The organism is Brevundimonas huaxiensis, from assembly GCF_014218725.1.
In the GTDB taxonomy this organism is placed as follows: Bacteria; Pseudomonadota; Alphaproteobacteria; order Caulobacterales; family Caulobacteraceae; genus Brevundimonas; species Brevundimonas huaxiensis.
In genome coordinates this window covers 56,983-80,911 of sequence record NZ_JABBJE010000001.1, presented here as the reverse complement: position 1 = coordinate 80,911, position 23,929 = coordinate 56,983, and the positions used below count along the sequence as shown (strand labels likewise).

At 66.4% G+C, this 23,929-nt stretch carries 19 protein-coding genes; 7 read left to right on the top strand and 12 right to left on the bottom strand.

The features are described 5' to 3' along the window. Positions 1-5: 5 nt before the first annotated feature. Positions 6-1,019 carry a LacI family DNA-binding transcriptional regulator gene (locus tag HF680_RS00405; protein ID WP_045810428.1) on the bottom strand — a complete coding sequence of 338 codons (1,014 nt, stop codon included), beginning with the start codon at positions 1,017-1,019 and terminating at the stop codon, positions 6-8. A gap of 106 nt (positions 1,020-1,125) precedes the next feature. On the opposite strand from HF680_RS00405, the gene HF680_RS00400 reads away from it, so the two are divergent. From HF680_RS00400 to HF680_RS00385, 4 genes are read left to right on the top strand one after another with little or no spacing between them, the layout of a single operon-like run. Beyond that, positions 1,126-3,189 (top strand): glycoside hydrolase family 97 protein, encoded by a 2,064-nt coding sequence (locus HF680_RS00400; RefSeq protein ID WP_235968803.1) that lies wholly within the window; start codon positions 1,126-1,128, stop codon positions 3,187-3,189. Then, a complete protein-coding gene (locus HF680_RS00395; protein WP_185223728.1) occupies positions 3,186-4,697 on the top strand; it encodes an MFS transporter in 1,512 nt (503 codons plus the stop codon). Before HF680_RS00400 ends, HF680_RS00395 begins: the two co-directional genes overlap by 4 nt. Beyond that, complete coding sequence (locus tag HF680_RS00390; protein ID WP_052689507.1) at positions 4,694-5,635, top strand: alpha/beta hydrolase; 942 nt, start codon at positions 4,694-4,696, stop codon at positions 5,633-5,635. The genes HF680_RS00395 and HF680_RS00390 overlap by 4 nt, the downstream gene beginning before the upstream one ends. An 8-nt stretch (positions 5,636-5,643) precedes the next feature. Then, the gene (locus HF680_RS00385) at positions 5,644-8,016 is read left to right on the top strand and encodes a glucan 1,4-alpha-glucosidase (RefSeq protein WP_185223727.1); all 2,373 of its coding nucleotides are present in this window, start codon (positions 5,644-5,646) and stop codon (positions 8,014-8,016) included. 59 nt (positions 8,017-8,075) lie between these two features. Here HF680_RS00385 and HF680_RS00380 read toward each other — a convergent pair whose 3' ends face one another. From HF680_RS00380 to HF680_RS00330, 11 genes are all read right to left on the bottom strand, one after another. Further along, positions 8,076-8,771 carry a TorF family putative porin gene (locus tag HF680_RS00380; RefSeq protein WP_185223726.1) on the bottom strand — a complete coding sequence of 232 codons (696 nt, stop codon included), beginning with the start codon at positions 8,769-8,771 and terminating at the stop codon, positions 8,076-8,078. Positions 8,772-8,837: 66 nt separating this feature from the next. Beyond that, complete coding sequence (locus HF680_RS00375; RefSeq protein ID WP_185223725.1) at positions 8,838-10,181, bottom strand: ammonium transporter; 1,344 nt, start codon at positions 10,179-10,181, stop codon at positions 8,838-8,840. A gap of 217 nt (positions 10,182-10,398) precedes the next feature. Then, positions 10,399-11,505, bottom strand: a complete 1,107-nt coding sequence (gene leuB / locus HF680_RS00370; protein ID WP_039244589.1) for a 3-isopropylmalate dehydrogenase — start codon at positions 11,503-11,505, stop codon at positions 10,399-10,401. Beyond that, positions 11,502-12,089 carry a 3-isopropylmalate dehydratase small subunit gene (leuD, locus tag HF680_RS00365; protein WP_185223724.1) on the bottom strand — a complete coding sequence of 196 codons (588 nt, stop codon included), beginning with the start codon at positions 12,087-12,089 and terminating at the stop codon, positions 11,502-11,504. Before leuD ends, leuB begins: the two co-directional genes overlap by 4 nt. Continuing rightward, positions 12,082-13,539: a 3-isopropylmalate dehydratase large subunit gene (gene leuC / locus HF680_RS00360; RefSeq protein ID WP_185223723.1), complete on the bottom strand. Its 1,458-nt coding sequence runs from the start codon at positions 13,537-13,539 to the stop codon at positions 12,082-12,084. Before leuC ends, leuD begins: the two co-directional genes overlap by 8 nt. After that, positions 13,532-14,779, bottom strand: a complete 1,248-nt coding sequence (locus HF680_RS00355; RefSeq protein WP_185223722.1) for a 2-isopropylmalate synthase — start codon at positions 14,777-14,779, stop codon at positions 13,532-13,534. Before HF680_RS00355 ends, leuC begins: the two co-directional genes overlap by 8 nt. After that, positions 14,779-15,030, bottom strand: a complete 252-nt coding sequence (locus HF680_RS00350) for an ACT domain-containing protein (RefSeq protein WP_039244600.1) — start codon at positions 15,028-15,030, stop codon at positions 14,779-14,781. Before HF680_RS00350 ends, HF680_RS00355 begins: the two co-directional genes overlap by 1 nt. 1 nt (position 15,031) lies before the next feature. Further along, positions 15,032-16,744 (bottom strand): acetolactate synthase 2 catalytic subunit, encoded by a 1,713-nt coding sequence (ilvG, locus tag HF680_RS00345; protein WP_185223721.1) that lies wholly within the window; start codon positions 16,742-16,744, stop codon positions 15,032-15,034. A 19-nt stretch (positions 16,745-16,763) separates the two neighbouring features. Then, positions 16,764-17,777, bottom strand: a complete 1,014-nt coding sequence (gene ilvC, locus HF680_RS00340) for a ketol-acid reductoisomerase (RefSeq protein WP_185223720.1) — start codon at positions 17,775-17,777, stop codon at positions 16,764-16,766. Positions 17,778-17,780: 3 nt separating this feature from the next. Then, complete coding sequence (gene ilvD, locus HF680_RS00335; protein WP_185223719.1) at positions 17,781-19,520, bottom strand: dihydroxy-acid dehydratase; 1,740 nt, start codon at positions 19,518-19,520, stop codon at positions 17,781-17,783. A 91-nt stretch (positions 19,521-19,611) separates the two neighbouring features. Beyond that, complete coding sequence (locus HF680_RS00330) at positions 19,612-19,764, bottom strand: hypothetical protein (protein WP_168189895.1); 153 nt, start codon at positions 19,762-19,764, stop codon at positions 19,612-19,614. A 258-nt stretch (positions 19,765-20,022) separates the two neighbouring features. On the opposite strand from HF680_RS00330, the gene gap reads away from it, so the two are divergent. The 3 genes from gap (at position 20,023) to fba (ending at position 23,920) form a co-directional block, all read left to right on the top strand. Then, positions 20,023-21,030 (top strand): type I glyceraldehyde-3-phosphate dehydrogenase, encoded by a 1,008-nt coding sequence (gap, locus tag HF680_RS00325; protein WP_045810439.1) that lies wholly within the window; start codon positions 20,023-20,025, stop codon positions 21,028-21,030. A gap of 463 nt (positions 21,031-21,493) precedes the next feature. Further along, the gene (locus tag HF680_RS00320) at positions 21,494-22,690 is read left to right on the top strand and encodes a phosphoglycerate kinase (protein ID WP_185223718.1); all 1,197 of its coding nucleotides are present in this window, start codon (positions 21,494-21,496) and stop codon (positions 22,688-22,690) included. A 144-nt stretch (positions 22,691-22,834) separates the two neighbouring features. Further along, positions 22,835-23,920, top strand: a complete 1,086-nt coding sequence (gene fba, locus HF680_RS00315) for a class II fructose-bisphosphate aldolase (RefSeq protein ID WP_185223717.1) — start codon at positions 22,835-22,837, stop codon at positions 23,918-23,920. The last annotated feature ends 9 nt before the right edge of the window (positions 23,921-23,929 follow it).

Sequence of the window (23,929 nt, the reverse complement as noted above, 5' to 3'; positions counted from 1 at the left end):
CGGGGTCAGCCGCCGCAAGTCTCGCGAACGATCAGCTCGGTCGGAACGCGCTCGGAACGGCCAGCTGCGGCGCCGCCGTGATCCAGCAGTTTGGACACCATCAAACGGCCGGCCTTCATGGTGTCCTGGGCGATGGTGCTGAGCGCCGGGCGCGAGTAGCGGCTGAAAGGCACATTGTCGAAACCGATGACCGAGACCTGGCCCGGCACCTCGACGCCGGCGTGCAACAGGGCACGCACGGCGCCGAGCGCGATCTGGTCGGACGCAGCTACGACGCCGTCGAAATCCAGGCCGCGTCGGATCAGGGCGTCCACGGCGGCCTCGGCGGATTCGACCTCGAAATGCGCGGGCACGATCAGGTCGGCGTCCACGTCCAGCCCGCTCTGGCTCATGGCGTCCAGATAGCCGCGATGCCGCTGCATGGCCTCGGGCGGATCCAGATCGCCCAGGAAGACGATGCGCTTTCGCCCCAGCCGCGCCAGATGAAGCGTCGCGCGGCGCCCGCCGGAGATGTTGTCCGAGCCGATGGAGCAGTAGTCCTGGTCGGGCAGTTCTGCGCCCCAGACGACGAAACGATGGTCGGCGTCGACCAGACGGTTGAAGGCCGAATGCAGGCTGGATTGACCCAAGAAGATCACGCCGTCCGCCCGGCTGGTGTTCAGCGCCGCCGACAGCTCGTCATAGTTGGCGGGCGAAATATGGCTCATCAGCAGGTCGCAGCCGCGTTCGCGCGCCGCCTCGCCCACCCCGGCCAGAAGCTCCAGGAAGAAGGGGTCGCTGAGGCGCCCTTCGCGCCCCTGCGGGCGCGGCACCACCAGGGCGATGGTGCCCTGGGCGCCGATCGGACCGGCGGGCATGTGGCGGCGGAACGGGTAGTCGTGTTCCTTGGCCAGCTTCCAGATCGTCTGTTTGGTCCGGTCGTTGACGGCGGGGCTGTCGTTCAGGGCGCGCGAGGCGGTGGCGATGGACACGCCAGCCAGGCGGGCGATGTCTTCCAGACGGGTTGTCTTGCGGCTCAAGGTCGCGGGTCCTCACAGCAGCATGGTGAAGCTGCAAAATTTTCTGCAAATATTTCAGCCACCGTTCGCGGCGGTTGGCAAGAGGCGGCGTAACGGAGTTCCCATGATGCAGCGCAGATCCTTCCTGGCCCTTGGCGGCGTATCGATCCTGGCTCTGGGGGCGACGGGCGTGCGCGCCCAGACCGCGCCGAACCATGCCCGGGCGTCCTCGCCCGGCGGCGTGCTGACCGTCGAGGCCTTCACCGACAATGACGGGCGGCCGATGTATTCGGTGCTGCGTCAGGGCCGGGTCGTCGTGGCGCCGTCCAAGCTAGGCTTCCTCTTGACCGACGCCCCGGCCATCGAGCGCGGCCTGACCCTGACCGCAGGCCAGCCGATCGCGGTCGACGACACCTGGGAGCAGCCTTGGGGCGAGCGGCAGTTCATCCGCAACCACTACAACGAATGGCGCGTCGCCTATGCCGAGACCGGCGGTCTGCAACGCCGCGTCGACGTGGTCTTCCGCCTGTACGACGACGGTCTGGGCTTCCGGTATGAGTTCCCGCAGCAGGCCGGCCTGACCACCGTCCGCATCGGTTCGGAGATCACCGAGTTCAACCTGGCCGAAAACGGCGAGGCCCTGTGGTGCCCGGCCTGGGAATGGAACCGAGAGGAATATCTCTACAGCCGCACGCCGATCGATGCGGTCGGCAGCGCCCAGACGCCGATGACGGTTCGGGGCCAGTCGGGCTTGCATGTCTCCATCCACGAGGCGGCCTGCATCGACTATGCGGGGATGAACCTGCGCCGGTCGGAGGAAACGAAGTTCCGCGCTCAGCTGACGCCGGGCTTGACCAATGCGGCGGTAGTGCGCGAGGCGCCGTTCAACACGCCCTGGCGGACCCTGCAAATCTCCGACAGCGCCGCGGGCCTGCTGGATTCCAGCCTGATCCTGAACCTGAACGAGCCCAACACGCTGGGCGATGTCAGCTGGTTCAAGCCGATGAAATACGTCGGCGTCTGGTGGGAGATGCACCTGGACCTGAAGACCTGGAACTCCGGGCCCAAACACGGCGCGACGACCGAGAATGCGATCAAACACATCGACTTCGCCGCCAAACACGGCCTGGGTGGCGTTCTGGTCGAAGGCTGGAACAAGGGCTGGGACGGCCAGTGGTTCGCCAACGGCGCGGACTTCAGCTTCACCGAGGCCTATCCCGATTTCGACATTGAGGCCGTCTGCGCCCACGCGCGGTCAAAGGGCGTGCAGCTGATCGGCCACCACGAGACCGGCGGCAACGCCTTCCACTATGAGCAGCAGCTCGAGCCGGCCATGGCGCTTTATGAGCGCCTCGGCGTCCATTCAGTAAAGACCGGCTATGTCGCTGATGCGCAAGGCGCACGCGTCGCCGGGCCGGACGGACAGATGGTCATGGCCTGGCACGAAAGCCAGGCGATGGCGCAGCACCACATGCGCGTGGTCGAGGCCGGCTATCGCCACAAGGTCGCCGTCAACGCTCACGAGCCGTTCAAGGACACCGGCCTTCGCCGCACCTATCCAAACATCATCAGCCGCGAGGGTCAGCGCGGCATGGAATATTCGGCCTGGGGCAATCCCGGCAATCCGCCCGAGCATGAGCCGAACCTGGTCTTCACCCGCCTCTTGGCCGGGCCGATGGACTATACGCCTGGCATCTTCGGCATGGAGACACGCAGCCCCGGCGGCGTGCAGACGACCTGGGCCAAGCAGTTGGCGCTCTATGTCGTGATCTACAGCCCGATCCAGATGGCGGCGGACCTGCTGGTCAACTACGAGGCCAACCCCGGCCCGTTCCAGTTCATCAAGGATGTGCCGGTCGACTGGAGCGAGAGCCGCACCTTGGACGCCGCCATGGGCGACTATATCGTCACGGTTCGCAAGCAGCGCGGCACGGATGTCTGGGCCCTGGGCGCCGTCACCGACGAGCATCCGCGCGTGCTGAAGGCCCCGCTCGACTTCCTGGACGCCGGCCGTCGATATCGGGCCGAAATCTACCGCGACGGGCCGGACGCCGACTATCGCGGCAAGCGTGAGGACATCGTCATCGAGCAGCGCGAGGTGACGTCGTCTGACACCCTGACCCTGGCGCTGGCCCCCGGCGGCGGTCAGGCGATCCGGTTCGTGCCGGTCGGCCGGGCGCGACGCGGATGACTCTTCTCTCGCACCGCCCGCGCCTGTCCGGCCTGGCGATCTGGAACATGTGCGTCGGCTTCTTCGGCATCCAGATCGGCTTCGGCCTGCAGAACGCCAACACCAGCCGGATCTTCCAGACGCTGGGGGCCGAGGTCGACAGCCTGGCGATCCTGTGGATCGCCGCGCCGCTGACGGGCTTGCTGGTCCAGCCGATCATCGGCCATTTCAGCGACAAGACTTGGACCCGCTTCGGCCGGCGGCGGCCCTATTTCCTGGTCGGGGCCATCGCCACCACCCTGGCCCTGATCGCCATGCCCAACAGCCCCAGCCTGTGGTTCGCCGCGGCCATGCTGTGGATCATGGACGCCTCGATCAACATCACCATGGAGCCGTTCCGCGCCTTTGTCGGCGATAACCTTCCGGAGGAGCAGCGCACTGCAGGCTATGCGATGCAGAGCTTCTTCATCGGCGCCGGCGCGGTCTTCGCCTCGGTCCTGCCGTGGCTGTTATCCAACGTCTTCGACATCGCCTCGACCGCCGAGGCGGGCGTGGTGCCCCTGTCGGTCAAGATCGCCTTCTACGTCGGCGCCGCCGGCCTGTTCTCGGCCGTGCTGTGGACAGTGCTGTCGACCAAGGAGTACAGCCCCGAACAGATCGCGGCCTTCGCACGCGCTCGAGACGACGCGCCGACCGCGCCCGTCGAGGCCGAAGCGCCGGCCCGCAGCGTGCAGGGCTGGATGACTTCGGGCCTGGTCTGCGCCGTGCTCGGCGGGCTGGGTTTCGTGCTGATCGGCGCGCTCGATCTGGAGAAGGAGCTGCTGATCCTTGCGGGCTTCTTCGTCGGGTTCGGCCTGCTGCAGATCGCCGTGGGCATGATGCAACGTCGCCGCATCACCAACGCCGCGACCGAAATCCTGAACGACATCTTCCGCATGCCCGAGACGATGCGCGGCCTGGCCGTGGTTCAGTTCTTCAGCTGGTTCGCCCTGTTCGCCATGTGGATCTACACCACCGCGGCCGTGACCCGCGTCCATTACGGAGCCACCGACACCACCTCGGCCGCCTACGCTACGGGCGCGGACTGGGTGGGGGTTCTGTTCGGGGTCTATAACGGCGTGGCGGCCCTGGCGGCCTTCACCCTGCCGGTCATCGCCAAACGGATCGGACGCAAGGCGACCCATGCGCTGATGCTGATGCTGGGTGCGGCCGGTCTGTTCGGCGTCTTCGCCATCCGCGAGCCGGGCCTCTTGTGGCTGCCGATGATCGGCGTCGGCTTCGCCTGGGCGTCGATCGTCTCCATGCCCTACGCCATCCTGTCGGCAGCGGTGCCGGACCGAAAAATGGGCGTCTATATGGGCGTCTTCAACATCTTCATCGTCGTGCCCCAGCTGCTGGCCGCCACGGTTCTGGGCCTGATCCTGAAGACCCTGTTCAATGGTCAGGCGATCTGGGCCCTGGTCCTCGGCGCCGTCTCCTTCGTCCTGGCCGCCGCCAGCGCGCTAATGGTCAAGGAGCATCGCGGATGAACCGTCGGAGTCTTCTGGCCCTCATGGCCGCCCTGCCCTTCGCCGGCGCGGCGCGCGCCGACGGCGCCCTCGCAGGCGGGCGGTTGGTGCTGCATGAGGCGGTCGCGTCGGCCCATGTGAAGGCGCGCAACGTCTCGGTCTGGCTGCCGCCCGGCTACGAGGCGTCCGATGATACCTATCCCGTCCTCTACATGCACGACGGCCAGAACCTGTTCGATCCGGCCACGGCCAACTTCGGCGAATGGGGCGTGGACGAGCACCTGACGCGGCTAATCGCGAGCGGCCAGGTGCGGGCTCCAATCGTCGTCGGGGTCTGGAACACCAACCTGCGGCTGAGGGAATATGTCCCCGCCGACCTGATCGCCGCCCTGCCCGCCGACATGCGAGACGAGGTCCAGGCCATCTACGGCGGCCCGTCCTTGTCCGACGCCTATCTGCGGTTCCTGGTCGAGGAGTTGAAGCCCTTCATCGACAGCGCCTACCGCACCCTGAGCGGACCGCAGGACACGATGATCGCCGGCTCCAGCATGGGCGGCCTGATCTCCATGTATGCGGTGATGAAACAGCCGCAGGTTTTTTCGGCCGCCGCCTGTCTGTCCACCCATTGGCCGCTGAAGGTCGAAGGGCTTGAGCCCGGCGCGGCGCTGGACGCCTGGCGCACGCGGCTAGTCGCCGCCTGGACCGGCGTGATCGAACGCGGCCTGCCAGCGCCGGGCCACCACCGCTTCTATTTCGACCGGGGCGACGAGACGCTGGATCAGTTCTACGCCATCTTCCAGACCCAGGTGGACCAGACCTTCCGCCGTCGCGGCTATGGCGCCGGCGATTTCCGCAGCCTGGTCTTCCCCGGCGCCCAGCACAATGAAGCGTCCTGGAACCAGCGGCTGGACGTGCCTTTGACCTTCCTTCTTTCCCCCGCCCCCACGCGCAACCCGTGAGGACCACAATGCGTCACTTCCGTACCTTCTGCCTCGCCGGAGCCGCCGGCCTGGCCCTCGCTTCCGCCGCAAGCGCCCAATCGGGCGTCGCCCCCGGCGCGCCCGGCGCGCCGCCCGTCTGGTCCAGCGCGGCCAAGACCGGCGCGGGCGCGTCCTACGAGGCCTATGTGGATGGCCAGTATCGCGACGGCGGCTCGACCGGCGCGGTGTCCAAGGTCTGGTATTCCATCGCCGACGGCGTCCTGACCGAGACCATGTACGGCCTGATCCATGAGGCCCAGATCAAGGCCCTGCGCTTCGCCGGCGTGACGCATGACGGTCTGGTCGTCGAGGGCGACGACACCACCAGCCGCACCGAATATCTGCACGTCGACGCCCAGGGGCGTCCGCTGTCGCCGGCCTATCGCGTCACGACCCAGGACAAGAACGGCCGCTTCCAGATCGAAAAGCAGATCTTCAGCGATCCCGACCGCAACGCCCTGGTGCTGCGCGTCACCATTACGGCGCTGAAGGGCGATGTGACGCCCTATCTGATGCTGGAGCCGCACATCGCGAATACCGGCGTCGACGATCGCGGTCAGGTCACACGTGACGGCTTCCACGCCTGGGAAGGCGATACTCACCTGTTCCTGAAGCCAAGCGAAGCCTTCGAAAAGGCCAGCGTCGGCTTCGTCGGCGCCTCGGACGGTCTGACGGATCTGAAGGACGGCAAGCTGGACTGGACCTACGCCTCGACCGGCAACCAGGCCGGCAACACCATGATGACCGGCGCCCTGCCGCGTCTGCGCCAAAGCAGCCGGATCACGCGCGACTTCGTCATCGGCTTCGGCGCCAGCGAAGCTGAGGCGCGCGCGGCAGCGGACGGTTCGTTCGCGACCGGCCTGGACGAGGTGCTGGCCCGCTTCAACGGCGAGGGTGAGCGCGTCGGCTGGGAAGACTATGTCGGCTCCCTGACCGAACTGCCGCGCATCGCCGAGCAGGCGACTGACGGCGGCAAGCTGGCCTACGCCTCGGCTCTGATGCTGAAGGTGCAGGAGGATCGCACCCATGCCGGCGCCCTGATCGCGTCGCTGTCGAACCCTTGGGGCGATACGGTGGACGCGTCGAAATCCTCGACCGGCTACAAGGCCGTCTGGCCACGTGACTTCTATCAGGTGGCGATGGCTCTGGCGGCGCTGGGCGACAAGGACACGCCGCTGGCGGCCTTCAACTATCTGCCCCAAGTCCAGGTCGGCCCGAACACGCCCGGCAACACCGGCGTCGGCGGCTGGTTCCTGCAGAAGACGCACGTGGACGGCGAACTGGAGTGGGTCGCGGTCCAACTGGACCAGACCGCCATGCCGATCATGCTGGGCTATCGCCTGTGGAAGATGGGCTGGCTGTCGGACGCCCAGATGACCGAACACTATCGGTCCATGCTGAAACCGGCGGCCGACTTCCTGGTCGACGGCGGCAAGATCGGGCTGATGTGGAACGACGCGGAGATCAAGCCGCCCTTCACCCAGCAGGAGCGCTGGGAAGAGCAGCAGGGCTATTCGCCGTCCTCGACCGCCGCCGTGGTCGCGGGCCTGACGGTGGCGGCCGAAATGGCGCGCGCCTCAGGCGACGCCGCCGGCGCGACGCGCTACCAGATCGCGGCCGACGGCTATGCATCCAAGATCGAAGAGCGGATGTTCACCACCAACGGCGACTTCGGCGACGGTCGCTACTTCATCCGCATCACGCAGAACGAAAACCCGAACGACAAGGCACCGATCGGCGCCGCCAATGGCCAGATCGCGCCGGCGGAAGACCGTGTCGTGGACGGCGGCTTCCTGGAACTGGTGCGCTATGGCGTGCGCAAGGCCGACGATCCGCACATCCTGTCCACCCTGCCCGTCTATGACGATCAGTCGCTGGAGCCGCTCTATCGCGTCCGCTACGACTTCGGTCCCGAGGGCGACAAGACGCCGGGCTGGCGCCGTTATGGCGTCGATGGCTATGGCGAGGACCATCTGACGGGCGCAAACTATGGCGTCGGCGGAGAAATGAGCCCAGGTCAGCGCGGCCGGGTTTGGCCCTTCTTCACGGGCGAGCGCGGTCACTATGAGCTGGCCCGCGTCAGCGTGAACGGCGCCCCCTCGGCCGCCGACATCGCCGCCATCCGTCAAACCTATGTGCGTGGCATGGAGCGGTTCGCCAACGGCGGACTGATGCTGGCCGAACAGGTGTGGGACGGCGTCGGAAACCCGACGGCCAAGGATTACGCCGTGGGTCAGAATACGGACTCGGCGACGCCCCTGGCCTGGACCCACGCGGAATATCTGAAGCTGCTACGGTCGCTGGCCGACGGCAAGGTCTGGGACAGCTACGATCCCGTCCACGACCGCTACGCGCGCTGATACGAAAACGGCCCCGGAGATCGCTCTCCGGGGCCGTACTCATTTCTGGCTGACGCGGCTCAGAAGGTGAGTTTCACCGCGCCGACGATCCGATCTTCGGCGCCGGGCACGCCGTCCACATCAGTGTCGTGATAGCGGACATCGAGACCCACCTTGTCGGTGAGGGCATAGCCGACGCCGACGTTCCAGGTGGTGTAGTCGTCGCTGACGTCGAGCCATTGCTTGCCGAGCGCGCCCGACACCGTCCACTTGGGCGCCGGCGAGAAGGCGGCGTTGACTTCGGCATAGGTCGCCTCGTCGTCGATGCCAAAGAAGTCGGGCGAGTAATAGACGGCCGCGCCGAAGGTCGCAGGGCCGACCGCGCGCGAGGCCGCAGCCTTGAACTCGGCGTAGTTATAGTCCGCGCCGTCCGGCTCCCCAACATACAGATAGCCGATCACGCCGAAGTCGAGCGCGAAGCCGCCGGCCTCGGTGCGATAGCCGCCGTAGAGATCGACCTCCGCATCGGTGTCGTCGCCAAAGTCGACGTTGGAGGCCCAGGCGCCTGCATAGAAGCTGCCGGAGGTCAGGTCGACGCCGCCCTGAATGGCGGGATCTTCGCTGGTCTGGCTGAAGCCGCGGAAGACATAGTCGCTGACGGCGCCCACGTTCCAGGCGACATCGACGGTGCTCTGGGCCGAGGCCGGCGCGGCGAGGCCGATCAGTCCTGCGGCGAGGGTCGCGACGGCGGCCGCGCGGATGATGGTCTTCTTCATAGTCTATCCCCTTGTTGTCGTTATTCGAGGCCGGGCGCGGGTTTGGGAGCCGAGCCCGATCTCAGCTCAGTGTTCCAGCGCCTCGCCATGCAGCGAGGTGTCCAGACCGGCGGCTTCTTCAGCCTCGCTCACGCGCAGTCCCGTGGTGAACTTGCAGATGAACAGGATGATCAGGGTGCCGACGGCGCTGTAGACGATGGTCCACAACAGGCCCAGCGCCTGGGCGCCGACGTTGGCGCCTTCCGACAGGCTGTTGATCGCGGTCGTGGCGAACACGCCGGTCAGCAGGGCGCCGATCAGGCCGCCCGCGCCGTGGATGCCGAAGGCGTCCAGGCTGTCGTCGTAGCGCAGCAGCTTCTTGATCCACACCGACGAGGCGTAGCAGGCCGGGCCGGCGATCAGGCCGATGATGACCGCGCCCTTGGGATCGACGAAGCCGGCCGCCGGGGTGATGGCGACCAGACCGGCGACGACACCCGACAGCATGCCGATCAGCGAGACCTTCTTCTTCTCAATATATTCGACGATCTTCCAGGTCAGGGCGGCGGCGGCGGCGGCCAGGATGGTGTTCAGCAGCGCCACGCCCATCAGGTCGTTGGCGGCGCCCGCCGAGCCGGCGTTGAAGCCGATCCAGCCGACCAGCAGCAGCGAGGCGCCGATCATGGTCAGGACGGGGTTGTGGGCGGTGATAACCTCTGTGCCGTAACCCTTACGGCGACCCAGGAAGATGGCGCAGACCAGGCCCGCGACGCCCGAGTTGACGTGAACGACGGCGCCGCCCGCGAAGTCCAGCACGCCCGCCGAACCCAGGAAGCCGCCGCCCCAGACCCAGTGGCAGATCGGCGCATAGACCAGCAGCGACCACAGGGCGGTGAACAGCAAGAGCGCCGAGTATTTGAACCGCTCGGCGAAGGCGCCGGTGATCAGCGCCGGGGTGATGATGGCGAAGGTCATCTGGAAGGAGATGAACAGGAACTCGGGAATGCCGGGCAGCAGGGCGTTGGCCGTCTTCAGCGACACGCCGTTCAGGAACAGCATATCCAGACTGCCGATGAAAGGCTGAAGGCCGGCGCTCGCGTTCTTGCCGAAGGCCAGGCTGTAGCCGGCGATGAACCAAACCAGCGACACCACGGCGAAGACGCCGACGGACTGGGTGATGGTGGCGATGACGTTCTTCTTGCGCACCATGCCGCCATAGAACAGCGCTAGACCGGGGAGGGTCATCAGCAGAACCAGGGCGGTCGAGGTGCCGAGCCATGAGGCGCCGGCGCTGTCCAACTCAAGCGCAGCCTGGTGGCCGAGCAAGGCGGGCGCGGCGTCCTGTGCATTGGCCACGCCGGCGACCATGAGACAGAGTGTGGGAAGAAGGAGCGCAGCCGCTCCCGTAAGTCGTTTCGTAATCTGCGACATGAGCTAGTACCCCCTATGCAATCTCGCAGTTGCGAAGATTTTACCGCATTTGCGATACGCGCAAGGGGCTGGACCGTGAACGGCGCAACTTTCTTGCAACGGTCACGAACAAAAAGATCAGGGCCGCACGATCTTTCAATCATACGGCCCGATGTCGGATTGTGCATGCCGACAAAGCCAAGCTCAGCGGCAGGATTTTCAGCCTCAGTTCAAGCCGTCAGGCCCAATGCATCTGCACCCTGTGCGCGGCCGCCCAGTGGATGGCGCGGATGGCGTCGATGACGGCTTCGGTCGCCGCGCGCGTGCCCAGCGCGCCGCCCAAATCGGCCGTCACGGCGCCGGCCGCCAGCACGGCGGCGACGGCGGCCTCGATAGAATCGGCCTCGTCCTCCAGCTTCAGGCTGTGGCGCAGCAGCAGGGCCGCCGACAGGATGGTCCCGACCGGATTGGCCAGATCCTGACCGGCGATGTCCGGCGCCGAACCGTGGATCGGTTCGAACAGGCCCGGCCCGCCCGCGCCCAGCGACGCCGACGGCAACAGGCCGATGGAGCCGCCCAGCACTGAAATCTCGTCCGACAGGATGTCGCCGAACATGTTTTCGGTCAGGATGACATCGTAGTCGCGCGGCTTGCGGATCAGGTGCATGGCCATGGAGTCCACCAGGGCGTGCTCCAGCGTGATGTCGGGGAACTCCTCGGCATGGATGCGGGTCACGACCTCGCGCCACAGGCGGCTGGTCTCCATGACGTTGGCCTTGTCGACCGAGGTCACCTTGCCACGACGCTGTTGGGCGGTCTGGAAGGCGGCGCGGGTCACCCGCTCAATCTCCGGCACGGTGTATTCGCACAGGTCGGTGGCGCGATCGGCGGTGCGGGTCTTCTCGCCGAAATAGACGCCGCCGGTCAGTTCGCGGAAGACGATCAGATCGACGCCCTCGACGATCTCTTTCTTCAGCGGCGAGCGGTGCGCCAGCACCGGCGACACCTGCAACGGCCGCAGATTGGCGAACAGGCCCATCGCCTTGCGGATCGCTAACAGCCCCTGTTCCGGACGCGCCTTGCCGCCATCCCATTTCGGCCCGCCGACGGCGCCCAGCAGCACGGCGTCGGACGCGACGCAGGCGGCGCGTGTGGCCTCGGGCAAGGGCTCGCCCGTCTCGTCGATGGCCGCGCCGCCGATCAGATGCTCGGCGAACTCGAAATGGTGACCATAGAAGTCGCCGATGACCCGCAGGACGTCGCGCGCGGCCCGTGTGACCTCCGGTCCGACGCCATCGCCGGGCAGCAGGACGATGTTGTAGGTCTTGGTGGCGGCGGTGCTCATCTTACGGTCTCTTTCGATCGCTCGTAGGCTTCGATTTCAGGCATGTTTGCTTGCAGCCATCCCAGGGTGTCCACTCCGTCCAGCAGGCATTGGCGGGCGAAGGATTCGACCCCGAACGGCGCGGGTTCGGCATTGCCGCGCTGAATCTGATTGGCCTGGAGGTCGATCGTGACCGGCTGGTCCGGCTGCGACGCCAGATCGTCCCAAACCGCCTGACTGACGACGATGGGCAGCAGGCCGTTTTTCAGCGCATTCGATGTAAAAATGTCAGCGATCTCGGTCGAAATCACCGCCCGGAACCCATAGTCCAGCAGCGCCCAAGGGGCATGTTCGCGCGACGAGCCGCAGGCGAAGTTCCGGCCCGCCAGCAGGATGCGATGCTCGGCCGGATCGATGCGATTCAGAATGGCCTCGGGTTTTTCCGAGCCGTCGTCTTCGTAACGCCAGTCATAGAAGGCGGCCTTGCCCAGCCCTTCGCGCGTGGTCGTGGTCAGAAACCGCGCCGGAATGATCTGGTCGGTGTCGATATTGGCCTGACTCAGGGTCACGGTCTTGGAGGTCAGCACCTGGAAGGGTTCAGACATTTTGCGCTCCTACCATCTCGCGCGCGGCGCTCGACTGCTTGAGGGCGGCCGCCTCCTTCAGATAGACGCGCGGATCGGTCAGCACCCCGGCCACGGCAGTCGCCGCCGCCGTCGCCGGGCTGGCCAGGATGGTGCGGGCGTCCTTGCCTTGACGCCCCTCGAAATTGCGGTTCGACGTGGATACGGCCAGTTGGCCCGGCGCGACGAAATCGCCATTCATGGCGATGCACATCGAACAGCCGGGAATGCGCCATTCGGCCCCGGCGGCGATGAAGACCTGGTCCAGGCCTTCCGCCTCGGCGTCGCGACGCACGGCCTCGGACCCCGGCACCACCAGCATGCGCAGACCCGGCTTGACCTTGCGGCCGCGCAGCACCTCGGCGGCGGCGCGCAGATCGGGCAGGCGCCCGTTGGTGCAGGAGCCGATGAAGACGACATCCACCGGCTGGCTGGTCGTCGCCTCCCCTGCCGTAAAGCCCATATAGGCGATGGCCTTGCGGTCCGAGTCCGACTGGGGTTGCGGCACAGGCGAACCGATGGGCGCGCCCGCATCCGGCGTTGTGCCCCAGGTCGCCATGGGTCGGATGGCGGCGCCGTCGAGGGTGACTTCCTTGTCGAAGACCGCGCCTGCATCCGTCGCCAGTTTCAGCCATTCGGCCGTCGCCGCCTCATAGTCGGCGGGGACGTGCTTGCGTCCGCGCAGCCAGTCGATGGTCGTCTGGTCCGGGGCGATCATGCCCGCCCGCGCGCCGGCCTCGATGGACATGTTGCACAGGGTCATCCGCCCCTCCATGTCCAGCGACCGCACCGCCTCGCCCGCATATTCGATGACATAGCCGGTGCCGCCGCCAAAGCCGATGGCGGCGATGACGGCCAGCGCCACATCCTTGCCCGACACGCCCGGCTGCAGTTCGCCGGTCACGGTCACCCGCATGGCCTTGGCCTTGCGCTGCAACAGACACTGGGTCGCCAGCACATGGCCGACCTCGGACGTGCCGATGCCGAAGGCCAGGGCGCCGAAGGCCCCGTGGGTCGCCGTATGGCTGTCGCCGCAGACCACGGTCATGCCCGGCTGGGTCAGGCCCAGTTCCGGTCCCATGACATGGACCACGCCGCGATCGTCCGATCCCCATCCCGCCAGCGGCACGCCGTGGGCGGCGCAATTGCGCTCCAGCGTATGGACCTGAGCCTCGGCCTGGGCCGTGACATAGGGCTTCAGCCCGTTCAGACCCGCCGGCAGGGTCGGGGTGGAATGGTCAAGGGTCGCGTAGGTCCGGTCGGGACGGCGCACCTTCAGCCCGCGCGCCTCGATCTCGCTGAAGGCCTGGGGGCTGGTGACTTCGTGGACCAGATGCAGGTCGATATACAGCACGCCCGGCGTGTCGGCCGTTTCCGACCGCACCACGTGGGCGTCCCACACCTTGTCGAACAGGGTCTTGGGATCAGGCATATTGGGCCACGACCTCGGACACGCCATCGACCCGGTCAATGATGGCGATCAGTTCGGCGTCATTGATCTCGCCGATCTGATCCGCGCGTGACTTGAATCCGGCGACCACCGCCGCCAGCCGCTCGCCCTCGATGGGACGGCCGATGGTCTCGGCGCGCTTGGCGATGGCGTGACGGCCCGAATGCTTGCCCAGCACGAACCAGCTGCCCTCGAACCCGACGTCCTGGGGACGCATGATCTCATAGGTGCGGCTGTCGGCCAGCATCCCGTGCTGGTGGATTCCCGCCTCATGGGCGAAGGCGTTGATGCCCACTACCGATTTGTTGCGGGCGATGACTGTCTCGGTGATCTCGCACAGGATTTTGGACGCGCGCACCAGATGGCGGCTGTCGGCGCCGGTCGTGACGCCATAGCGATCCTCGCGGACCTTCAGCGCCATGACGACCTCTTCGATGGAGCAGTTGCCGGCCCGCTCGCCGATGCCGTTGATCGCGCCCTCGATCTGACGCGCGCCGCCTTCGACGGCGGCCAGGGAGTTGGCGACCGCCATGCCCAGGTCGTCGTGGCAGTGGGCCGAGAAGATCACGTGCGGATGCCGCTTCTTGATGCGCGCGGCCAGGGCGGCGAACCGCTCGCGCACCTCTTGCGGGGTGGCATAGCCCACGGTGTCGGGCACGTTCAGGGTGCGGGCGCCGGCGTCGGCGGCGGCCTCCAGCACGTCGGCCAGGAACTCCGGCTCGGTGCGGAAGGCGTCCTCGGCCGAGAATTCGACATCGTCGAACAGGCTGCGGGCGTATTCCACCGACCGTACGGCCGTGGATAGCACCTCATTGGTGGACATCTTCAGCTTGGCGGTGCGGTGGATCGGACTGGTGCCGATGAAGGTGTGGCAACGCCGGTGCGATTTCGGGGCCGGCGCCAGCGCGCGGAAGGTGGCGTCGATGTCCTTTTCGTTGGCGCGCGACAGGGAGCAGAAGACCGGCCCCTCGACCTCGCCCGCCACGCGGCGGATGCAGTCCTCGTCGCCCGGCGAGGCGGCGGCAAAGCCGGCCTCAATGACATCGACGCCCAGATCCCGCAGGACATGGGCCATCTTCACCTTGGCCTGGGCGCTCATCGAGAAGCCCGGAGCCTGTTCCCCGTCCCGCATCGTCGTATCGAAGACGATGACGCGGTTGGGGTCAGCGGCGATCTGCTCGGTGCGCGATACGCCCGATACTCGTACTTTGTCGGGGTGCATCACGCGGCCTCGGATTGAATAATGTCGTTGCTGATGCGGCGCACGCCGAACAGCCTGTCGATCTGGCGACCCAGATTGTCCATGCAGCGGCCAGCGTCGCGGCCGCGCACAGTCAGGGCGATGCGGCGGAAAGCGCCCTCGTCAGCCAAGGCCATGCCGTCGATGTGGAAGCCGCGGCGCTCCACCAGGCCAATGAGACGCTGAAGCGAACCGTCCGCACGGTCGATCTGGATGTGGATCGTGTTGCTCATCTCAGGAGCCCTCCATCATTTCAGCATTGCTCTTGCCCGGCGGAACCAGCGGCCAGACATTGTCTCGGGGGTCGATGACCACATGGGCCAAGCAGGGTCCGTCGGCGGCCAACAGGCGCTGGATGCCGTCCGACACCTGATCGCGGCGATCGATGCGGAAGGCCTCGATGCCGAAAGCTTCGGCGACCTTCACGAAGTCCGGATTGTCGGACAGGTCGATCTCGGAATAGTTCTCGGCGAAGAACAGCTCCTGCCACTGGCGCACCAGGCCCAGCGAGGAATTGTCGATCAGCACGATCTTCAACGGGATGCCGTAACGCTTCAGCGTCGCCAGCTCCTGAATGTTCATCATGAATCCGCCGTCGCCGGCGATCGTGACGACCGTCGCCGAAGGATCGGCCAGCTTGGCGCCGATGCCGGCGGGCAGGCCGAAGCCCATCGCGCCCAGGCCGCCCGAGGTGATGTGGGCTTCCGGCTTGGCGAAGCGGCAGTGCATGGCCGCCCACATCTGATGCTGGCCCACGTCGCAGGCGGCGACGAAGTCATCGCCGGCCGCTTCCGAGATTTCCTTCAGCAGGGCGGGCGCATAAACCCCCTCGCCCGGCGCGTCATAGCGGTGAGCGCCCGCTTTGGCCGCATCGGCGCAGTCGTCGGCCCAGGCCTGGATGTCCAAGGCGGCGCCCGACCGCATCCGCGCCGTCAGCGCCTCAACGCCTTCACGCAGCTCGCCGACGACGGCGACATTGGCGCTGCGCAGCTTGCCGACTTCCGAGGCATCGATGTCGAAATGGACGATCCTGGCGTTCGGCGCGAACTCGGCCAGTTTGCCTGTCGCGCGGTCGTCGAAGCGGGCGCCGACGACGATCAGCAGATCGCTGTCCTGCACCGCATGGTTGGCGGCGCGCGTGCCGTGCATACCCAGCATGCCCAGCATGCCCGGCGCATCGGTCGGGATGGTGCCCAAGGCGTTTAGGGTCGAGACCTGGGGAATACCGGTCGCGGCGACGAAGGCGCGCAGGGCCTCGGTCGCGCCGCCGATCTTCACCCCGCCGCCGATATAGACCAACGGCTTCTTCGCAGCCCGGATCGCGGCCTCGGCGGCGGCGATGGCGTCGTAATCGACGCGTGCCGTCTCGTTGGGGATTGAAAATCCGTAGTCATCGCCGGTCGTCTCGAACTGCACATCCTTAGGCAGGTCGACCAGAACCGGGCCGGGTCGGCCCGACCGGGCGATATGGAAGGCTTCCTCGATCGCGGCAGGCACCTCGGCGGCCGAGCGGACCAGGATCGAATGTTTCACGATCGGCAGGGTGACGCCCAGGATATCGATCTCCTGAAAGGCGTCGGTGCCCATCAAGCCTTGGGCGACATTGCCGGTGATGCAGACGATCGGCACCGAATCCATCATCGCATTGGCGATGCCGGTGACCAGGTTGGTGGCGCCAGGGCCGGAGGTGGCCATGCACACGCCGACCTTGCCGCTCTTCCTGGCATAGGCGTCGGCCGAGAAGGCCGCGCCCTGCTCATGGCGGACCAGGATGTGTTTCAGCTTGGAGCCAGCCAGGGCGTCATAGACCGGCATGATGGCGCCGCCCGGATAGCCGAACACCACCTCCACCCCCAGCCGCTCCAAGGTGGAGACCAGCAGACGCGCACCTGACTGGGGTGCGGTCTCGGCTTGAGGTTTGAAGGCGGCGGCGGTCATCAGGGTCATCCGGTCGTTCAGGCGGCGATCAGGCCGCTTCTGCCTTGGGCGTGTTCAGCCAAGCCATGCGTTCGCGCAGACGCGCGCCGACCTGTTCGATCTGGCTTTCGCGGTCCGCCTTCAGCCAGGCCTCGTATTGCGGCTTGCCGGCCTCGTTCTCGGCGATCCAGTTGCGCGCGAAGGTGCCGTCCTGGATCTCGTCCAGAATGGTCTTCATGCGGGCCTTGGTCTCTTCGGTCACGACGCGCGGGCCGCTGGCGACCGCGCCGTATTTGGCCGTCTCGGAGATGAAGTGGTGCATCTTGGAGATGCCGCCCTCGTAGAACAGATCCACGATCAGCTTCAGCTCATGCAGGCATTCGAAATAGGCGATCTCGGGCTGGTAGCCGGCTTCGACCAGGGTGTTGAAACCCTGGATGACCAGCTCCTTGGCGCCGCCGCACAGGACGGCCTGTTCGCCGAACAGATCGGTCTCGGTCTCTTCGCGGAAGGTGGTTTCCAGCAGGCCGCCGGTCGCGCCGCCGTTGCCCTTTGCGTAACCCATGGCCCGGTCGCGCGCCTTGCCGGTGACGTCCTTCTCGACGGCGAACAGGCTGGGCACGCCGCGCCCGCGCTGGAACTCGCGGCGGACCAGGTCGCCCGGCCCCTTCGGCGCGACCAGTATCACGTCCATGTCGGCGCGCGGCGTAATGCGCTCGTAGATGATCGAGAAGCCGTGGGCGAACAGCAGGGCCGAACCTTCCTTGGCGTTCGGCTCGATGATGTCGCGATAGACGTCGCCCTGAACCATGTCGGGGGTCAGGATGGCGATGATGTCGGCGCCCTTGACCGCCTCGGCCGGCTCTGCGGTTGGGACGCCGTCGGCGGTGGCGTGCTTCCAGCCCGTGCCGCCGTGACGGACGCCGGCGACCACGTCATGGCCGCTGTCCTTCAGGTTCTGGGCGTGGGCGCGACCCTGCGAACCATAGCCGATGATGGCGATGCGCTGGCCGGCGATGGCGCCCGGCTTGATGTCTTCGTTGGTGTAGATGGTGATGGCCATGGGTCAGGCGTCCTGAGCAGCGTTGGTTTTGTGGCTTGCCGGGACTTGGGCCGGCGGCGGGTTGGGGATGGTGACGGCGCCCTGGGCGGCCGAGGCGACCGAGGCGCGGTATTTGGCGAAGACACCTCGCGCCGGACGGACTACGTGGGGCGTAAAGCCCGCCCGGCGCGTCGCCAGATCGACATTGACGTCGATGCGGCGGTTGGTGACGTCGATGGTGATGCGGTCACCATCGCGAATGAGGGCGATCGGGCCGCCGACGGCGGCTTCCGGCGAGACGTGTCCGGCGACGAAGCCGTAGCTGGCGCCCGAGAACCGGCCGTCGGTCAGCAGGGCGACATTGTCGATCCTGCGACCCTTCAGGGCGGCGGTGACCTGCAGCATCTCGCGCATGCCCGGACCGCCCTTGGGTCCTTCGTAGCGAATGATGATGACGTCGCCCTCGCCGACCGATCCGTCTTGAACGGCGTGGAAGGCGTCTTCCTCTGAGTCGAAGACGCAGGCCGGACCCTCGAACGTATCGACCTTGTGACCCGTCAGCTTGATGACCGCGCCTTCCGGGGCGACGTCGCCATAGATGACGGCGAAGCTGCCGCGATCCATCACCGGGGCGTCGAAGGTGGTCACGACCACCTGACCCGGCGTCTCCTCGGCCTCGGCGGCCTCGGCGAACAGGCTGCGGCCGGTGACGGTCGGGGTGTTCACGATCTTACCCGCCTCGGCCATCCGCTGGGTGACCAGACGGGTGCCGCCGGCGGCGAACAGGTGCGAGGCCAGGAAGCGGCCGCCCGGCTTCAGGTCGCAGATGACCGGCGCCTCGACGCAGGCCTGATGGCAGTCCTCGACCCCGAACTCGACCCCGGCCTCCGCCGCGATGGCCGTCAGGTGCATGACCGCATTCGTCGATCCGCCTGAGGCAGAGACCGCGACGGCGGCGTTCTTCAGACTGGCGCGAGTGATGTATTTGCGGGCCGTGTCGCCGGAAAAGACGCGCTCGACGATCAGCCGACCGCAGCGCTCGCCCTCGGCGGCCTTGTTCGGATCGACGGCGGGAACGTCGTTGGCGCCCATGGGCGAGATGCCCATGATCGACAGGGCCATGGCCATGGTGTTGGCCGTGAACTGGCCGCCGCAGGCCCCCGCGCCGGGGCAGACGGCCTGTTCGACCGCCTTCAGACCTTCGTCGTCCAGGGCCCCGGCCGAATGGGCTCCGATGGCCTCGAAGACTTCCTGGACCGAGACTTCCTTGGTCCCGATCACGCCGGGCATGATGGTGCCGCCATAATAGACCAGGCCGGGGATATCCATCCGGGCCAAGGCCATGGCCGCCGCCGGGATCGTCTTGTCGCAGCCGACGATGCAGACCACGCCGTCCAGCTGGTGGCCTTCGATGGCCAGTTCGATGGAGTCGGCGACCACCTCACGGCTGATCAGCGAGGCCTTCATCCCCGCCGTGCCCATCGAGATGCCGTCGGTCACGACGATGGTGTTGAAATCGACCGGATAGCCGCCCGCCGCGACGATGCCGGCGCGCACATCCTTGGCCAGCCGATCCAGGTGCATGTTGCACGGCGTGACGGTCGACCAGGTGTTGACGATGCCGATCATCGGCTTGTCGAAGTCGGCGTCCTGCATGCCGGCGGCGCGCAGATATGAGCGGGCGGCCGCCCGGTTCGGGCCAGCCGTCACCGCCGCGCTGCGCGCGTTGGGCTTTCTGGGCTGGGAGGTAGAATTTTGCGTCATCGGTCCGGTTCGTTTCGAACCGCCGCGCACTAAAAACCCCGCTTCCTTTCGGAGGCGGGGTGGTGCGAGGCGATCCTGAGTGTGTCTAAGGTCAGGTCGCGTGCATCCACGCCGCTTGCGTAAGCAGGCCGAGAAGTACGAGCGTAATGAGGAATACGGGGCTTTCCAGGCCGACCGGCGCGCGAACGGCTGCGACCGCCTTGGCGGTGCGTCCCTTCGTTATGTCGCGCGTCATCGTGGCCACGGGCGGCTCCCTGTTCTGACGCCAAGAAACCATAGCCGCCGGAGTCGCACAACCCCCGTCGCAATAATTTTGCGTCACGAAAGCAAAATGATCGAAACAAGGGTGTTTCTTGCCGCTGCTACATTTGGACAGCCGACGAAGCGTAACCGTCCATCACATCATGTTACGTGCGCGGGGTTGAAACCCGTCCGCGACCGCTCCATTGAGACGCCAACGTATATGTAGCGCACAACACCCTACCGTTCAGAGGAGCTTCCCATGACCGTTCGCGTCGCCATCAATGGTTTCGGCCGCATTGGCCGTCTGGTCCTTCGCTCGATCATCGAGCACGGCCGCACGGACATCGAGGTGGTGGCGATCAACGATCTGGGTCCGGTCGAGACTAACGCCCATCTGTTCCGCTACGATTCGGTCCACGGCCGCTTCCCCGGCACGGTGACCTCCGGCGAAGACTGGATCGACGTCGGCACGGGCAAGATCAAGGTTACGGCCGAGCGCGACCCCGCCAATCTGCCGCACGCCGAGTTGAAGGTAGACATCGCCTTCGAATGCACCGGCATCTTCACCTCCAAGGACAAGGCCAGCGCCCACCTGAAGGCCGGCGCCAAGCGCGTCCTGGTTTCGGCGCCCGCCGACAACGCCGACAAGACCATCGTCTACAAGGTCAACCACGAGACCCTGACTGCCGACGACATCGTCGTGTCGAACGGCTCGTGCACCACCAACGCCCTGGCCCCGGTAGCCAAGGTGCTGAACGACCTGTTCGGCATCGAGCGCGGCTATATGACCACCATCCACTCCTACACCGGCGACCAGCCGACGCTGGATACGATGCACAAGGACCTGTACCGCGCCCGCGCCGCAGCCCTGTCGATGATCCCGACCTCGACCGGCGCCGCCAAGGCCCTGGGCCTGGTCCTGCCGGAGCTGAAGGGCAAGCTGGACGGCTCGTCGATCCGCGTCCCGACCCCGAACGTCTCGGTCGTCGATCTGAAGGTCGTCGCCGGTCGCGAAGTCACGGTCGAAGAGATCAACGCGGCGCTTCAGGCCGCCGCCGACGGCCCGATGAAGGGCGTGCTGTTCACCACGACCGACCCGCTGGTCTCGCACGACCTGAACCACATCGCCGCCTCCTCCACCGCCGCCCTGCCCCAGACCCAGGTTGTCGACGGCAAACTGGCCCGCGTTCTGAGCTGGTACGATAACGAATGGGGCTTCGCGACGCGCATGAGCGACACCGCGCTGCAGATGGCGAAGTTCCTCTAGATCGCGATGAATCGGTGCGCCTCAATTTTTGGGCTTGGATCGCACTGATCGGGGCCGCCATCGCTTTGGTTGTGTTCGTTAGATCTACTACGCAATTGCTGACGCCTGCTGGCTTGTTTCGTATGTCGCTTGAGACCTACCAAACGAACCCACAGTTAGCCCCCTTCGGGCGCGATCCGGATTTTCGCCTAGCTGGTGTTAGCTTGCAGACCGCCAGCACAGCGCTTGGACAGTGTGAGTTCAGGCGCTGGCGTCACCTAGGGACGAACGTCAAAGCTTATTCTGACTCCAACCTGTTTCATCACTGGGAGTGTCGGTCTGGGTCAACTGTCGTGCGTGCGAATGAGATGTGGGAGCCGCATGTGGGCACCTCAGGCGTCGAGTTCTCTGCATGTCGGTCCGACCAATGCCGAAACTTCGAGAGTTCTTTTCAGCGCAATCAACTCCTAACTGGAGCCGACCAATGACCTTCCGCACCCTCGACGACGCCAAGGATCTCGCCGGCAAGACCGCGCTGGTCCGCGTGGACTTCAACGTCCCGATGGAGGGCGGCAAGGTCACCGACGACACCCGTTTGCGGGTCGCCCTGCCGACGATCCAGCGCCTGCGCGATGCCGGCGCCAAGGTCGCCCTGCTGGCCCACTTCGACCGTCCCAAGGGCCAGCGCGTTCCGTCGATGAGCCTGAAGCCGATCGTCCAGCCGCTGGAAGCGCTGCTCGGCGCCCCCGTCCGCTTCGCCGACGACTGCATCGGCCCTGACGCCGTGGAGGCCATTCGCGACCTGGATGCGGGCGGCGTTGTCCTGCTGGAAAACGTGCGCTTCCATGCGGCGGAAGAGGCCAATGATCCGGTCTTCGCCCAGAAGCTGGCGGATCTCGGCGATCTCTATGTCAACGACGCCTTCTCGGCCGCGCACCGCGCCCACGCCTCGACCGAAGGCGTCGCCCACCACATCCCGGCCTATGCCGGCGAGTCCATGCGCCGCGAACTCGATGCGCTCGACGCCGCGCTCGGCAATCCGCAGAAGCCGGTCGTCGGCATCGTCGGCGGCTCCAAGGTCTCGACCAAGCTGGACCTGCTGAAGAACCTGGTCGGCAAGCTGGACACGCTGGCTATCGGCGGCGGCATGGCCAACACCTTCCTGTATGCCCAAGGCGTCGATATCGGCGGCTCGCTGGCCGAAAAGGATATGGCGGACACGGCGCGCGAAATCCTGGCGGAAGCCGAGACCAAGGGCTGCGACATCCTGCTGCCCGTCGATGTCGTGGTGGCGACCGAGGTCAAGCCCGGCGCCGAGGCCCGCACCGTCAAGACCGGCGAGGCCCTGTCCGCTCACGACAAGATCCTGGACGCCGGCCCCGACACCGTCGCGCGCCTGAACGCCGCCATCGACGGCTCCAAGACCCTGATCTGGAACGGCCCGCTGGGCGTGTTCGAGGTGCCGCCCTTCGACGCCGCCACGGTCGCGGCCGCCAAGCACGTCGCCGAGCGCACCAAGGCCGGCGCCTTGATCGCGGTGGCGGGCGGCGGCGACACGGTCGCGGCGGTCGGTCATGCCGGCGTCGCGGCGGACCTGACCTTCGTGTCCACCGCCGGCGGCGCCTTCCTGGAATGGATGGAGGGCAAACCCCTGCCCGGCGTCGAGGCCCTGCGGGCCTGAAGGCTCAGCGATGCAGGCGGATCACGCCTGCATCCTGTCTTTGAAATCGGCGTTGAAACGGCTGTAACACGGCGTGACTTCGCGCTGTCCGGCGTCTAATCTCTCGCCCAACCAAAAAGACTTTTCGGCTCAGGAGACTACCCCATGGCGCGCATCACGCTGCGACAGCTGCTCGACCACGCGGCAGAGAATGACTACGGCCTGCCCGCCTACAACATCAACAACATGGAACAGGGTCTGGCGATCATGGAGGCGGCCCACGAGGTCAACGCCCCCGTCATCATCCAGGCCTCGCGCGGCGCCCGGACCTACGCCAACGACATCGTTCTGGCCAAGCTCATCGACGCCCTGGCCGAACTCTATCCGCACATCCCGGTCTGTATGCACCAGGATCACGGCAATGGCCCGGCGACCTGCGCCACCGCCATCCAGTATGGCTTCACCAGCGTGATGATGGACGGCTCGCTGGAGGAGGACGCCAAGACCCCCGCTAGCTATGAATACAACGTCGACGTCACCCGTCGCGTCACCGAAATGGCCCACGCCTGCGGCGTCTCGGTCGAGGGCGAACTGGGCGTGCTGGGCTCGCTGGAAACCGGCATGGGCGAGGCCGAGGACGGCCACGGCTTCGAAGGCAAGCTGGACCATTCGCAACTGTTGACCGACCCGGATCAGGCCGTCGACTTCGTCGCCGCCACCAAGGTCGACGCCCTCGCCATCGCCATGGGCACCAGCCACGGCGCCTACAAGTTCACGCGTCAGCCGGACGGCGAGGTCCTGGCCATGAACGTGATCGAGGAAATCCACCGCCGCCTGCCCAACACCCATCTGGTGATGCACGGTTCATCCTCGGTGCCGCAGGACCTGCAGGACATCATCAACCAGTACGGCGGCGAAATGCCTCAGACCTGGGGCGTGCCGGTCGAGGAAATTCAGCGCGGCATCAAGCACGGCGTGCGCAAGGTCAACATCGACACCGACAACCGCATGGCCATCACCGGCGCCATCCGTAAGGCCCTGATGGAGAAGCCGGGCGAGTTCGATCCGCGCTACTATCTGAAGCCCGCCAAGGAGGCGATGAAGAAGCTCTGCATGGAGCGCTACCAGCAGTTCGGCTGCGAGGGTCAGGCCTCCAAGATTCGTCCCCTCTCCACCGCCCAGATGGCGAAGCGCTACGCCTCGGGCGACCTGGATCCGTCCTTCCGCGGCGCCGCCGTCAAGGCCGCCTAGGACCGTCGT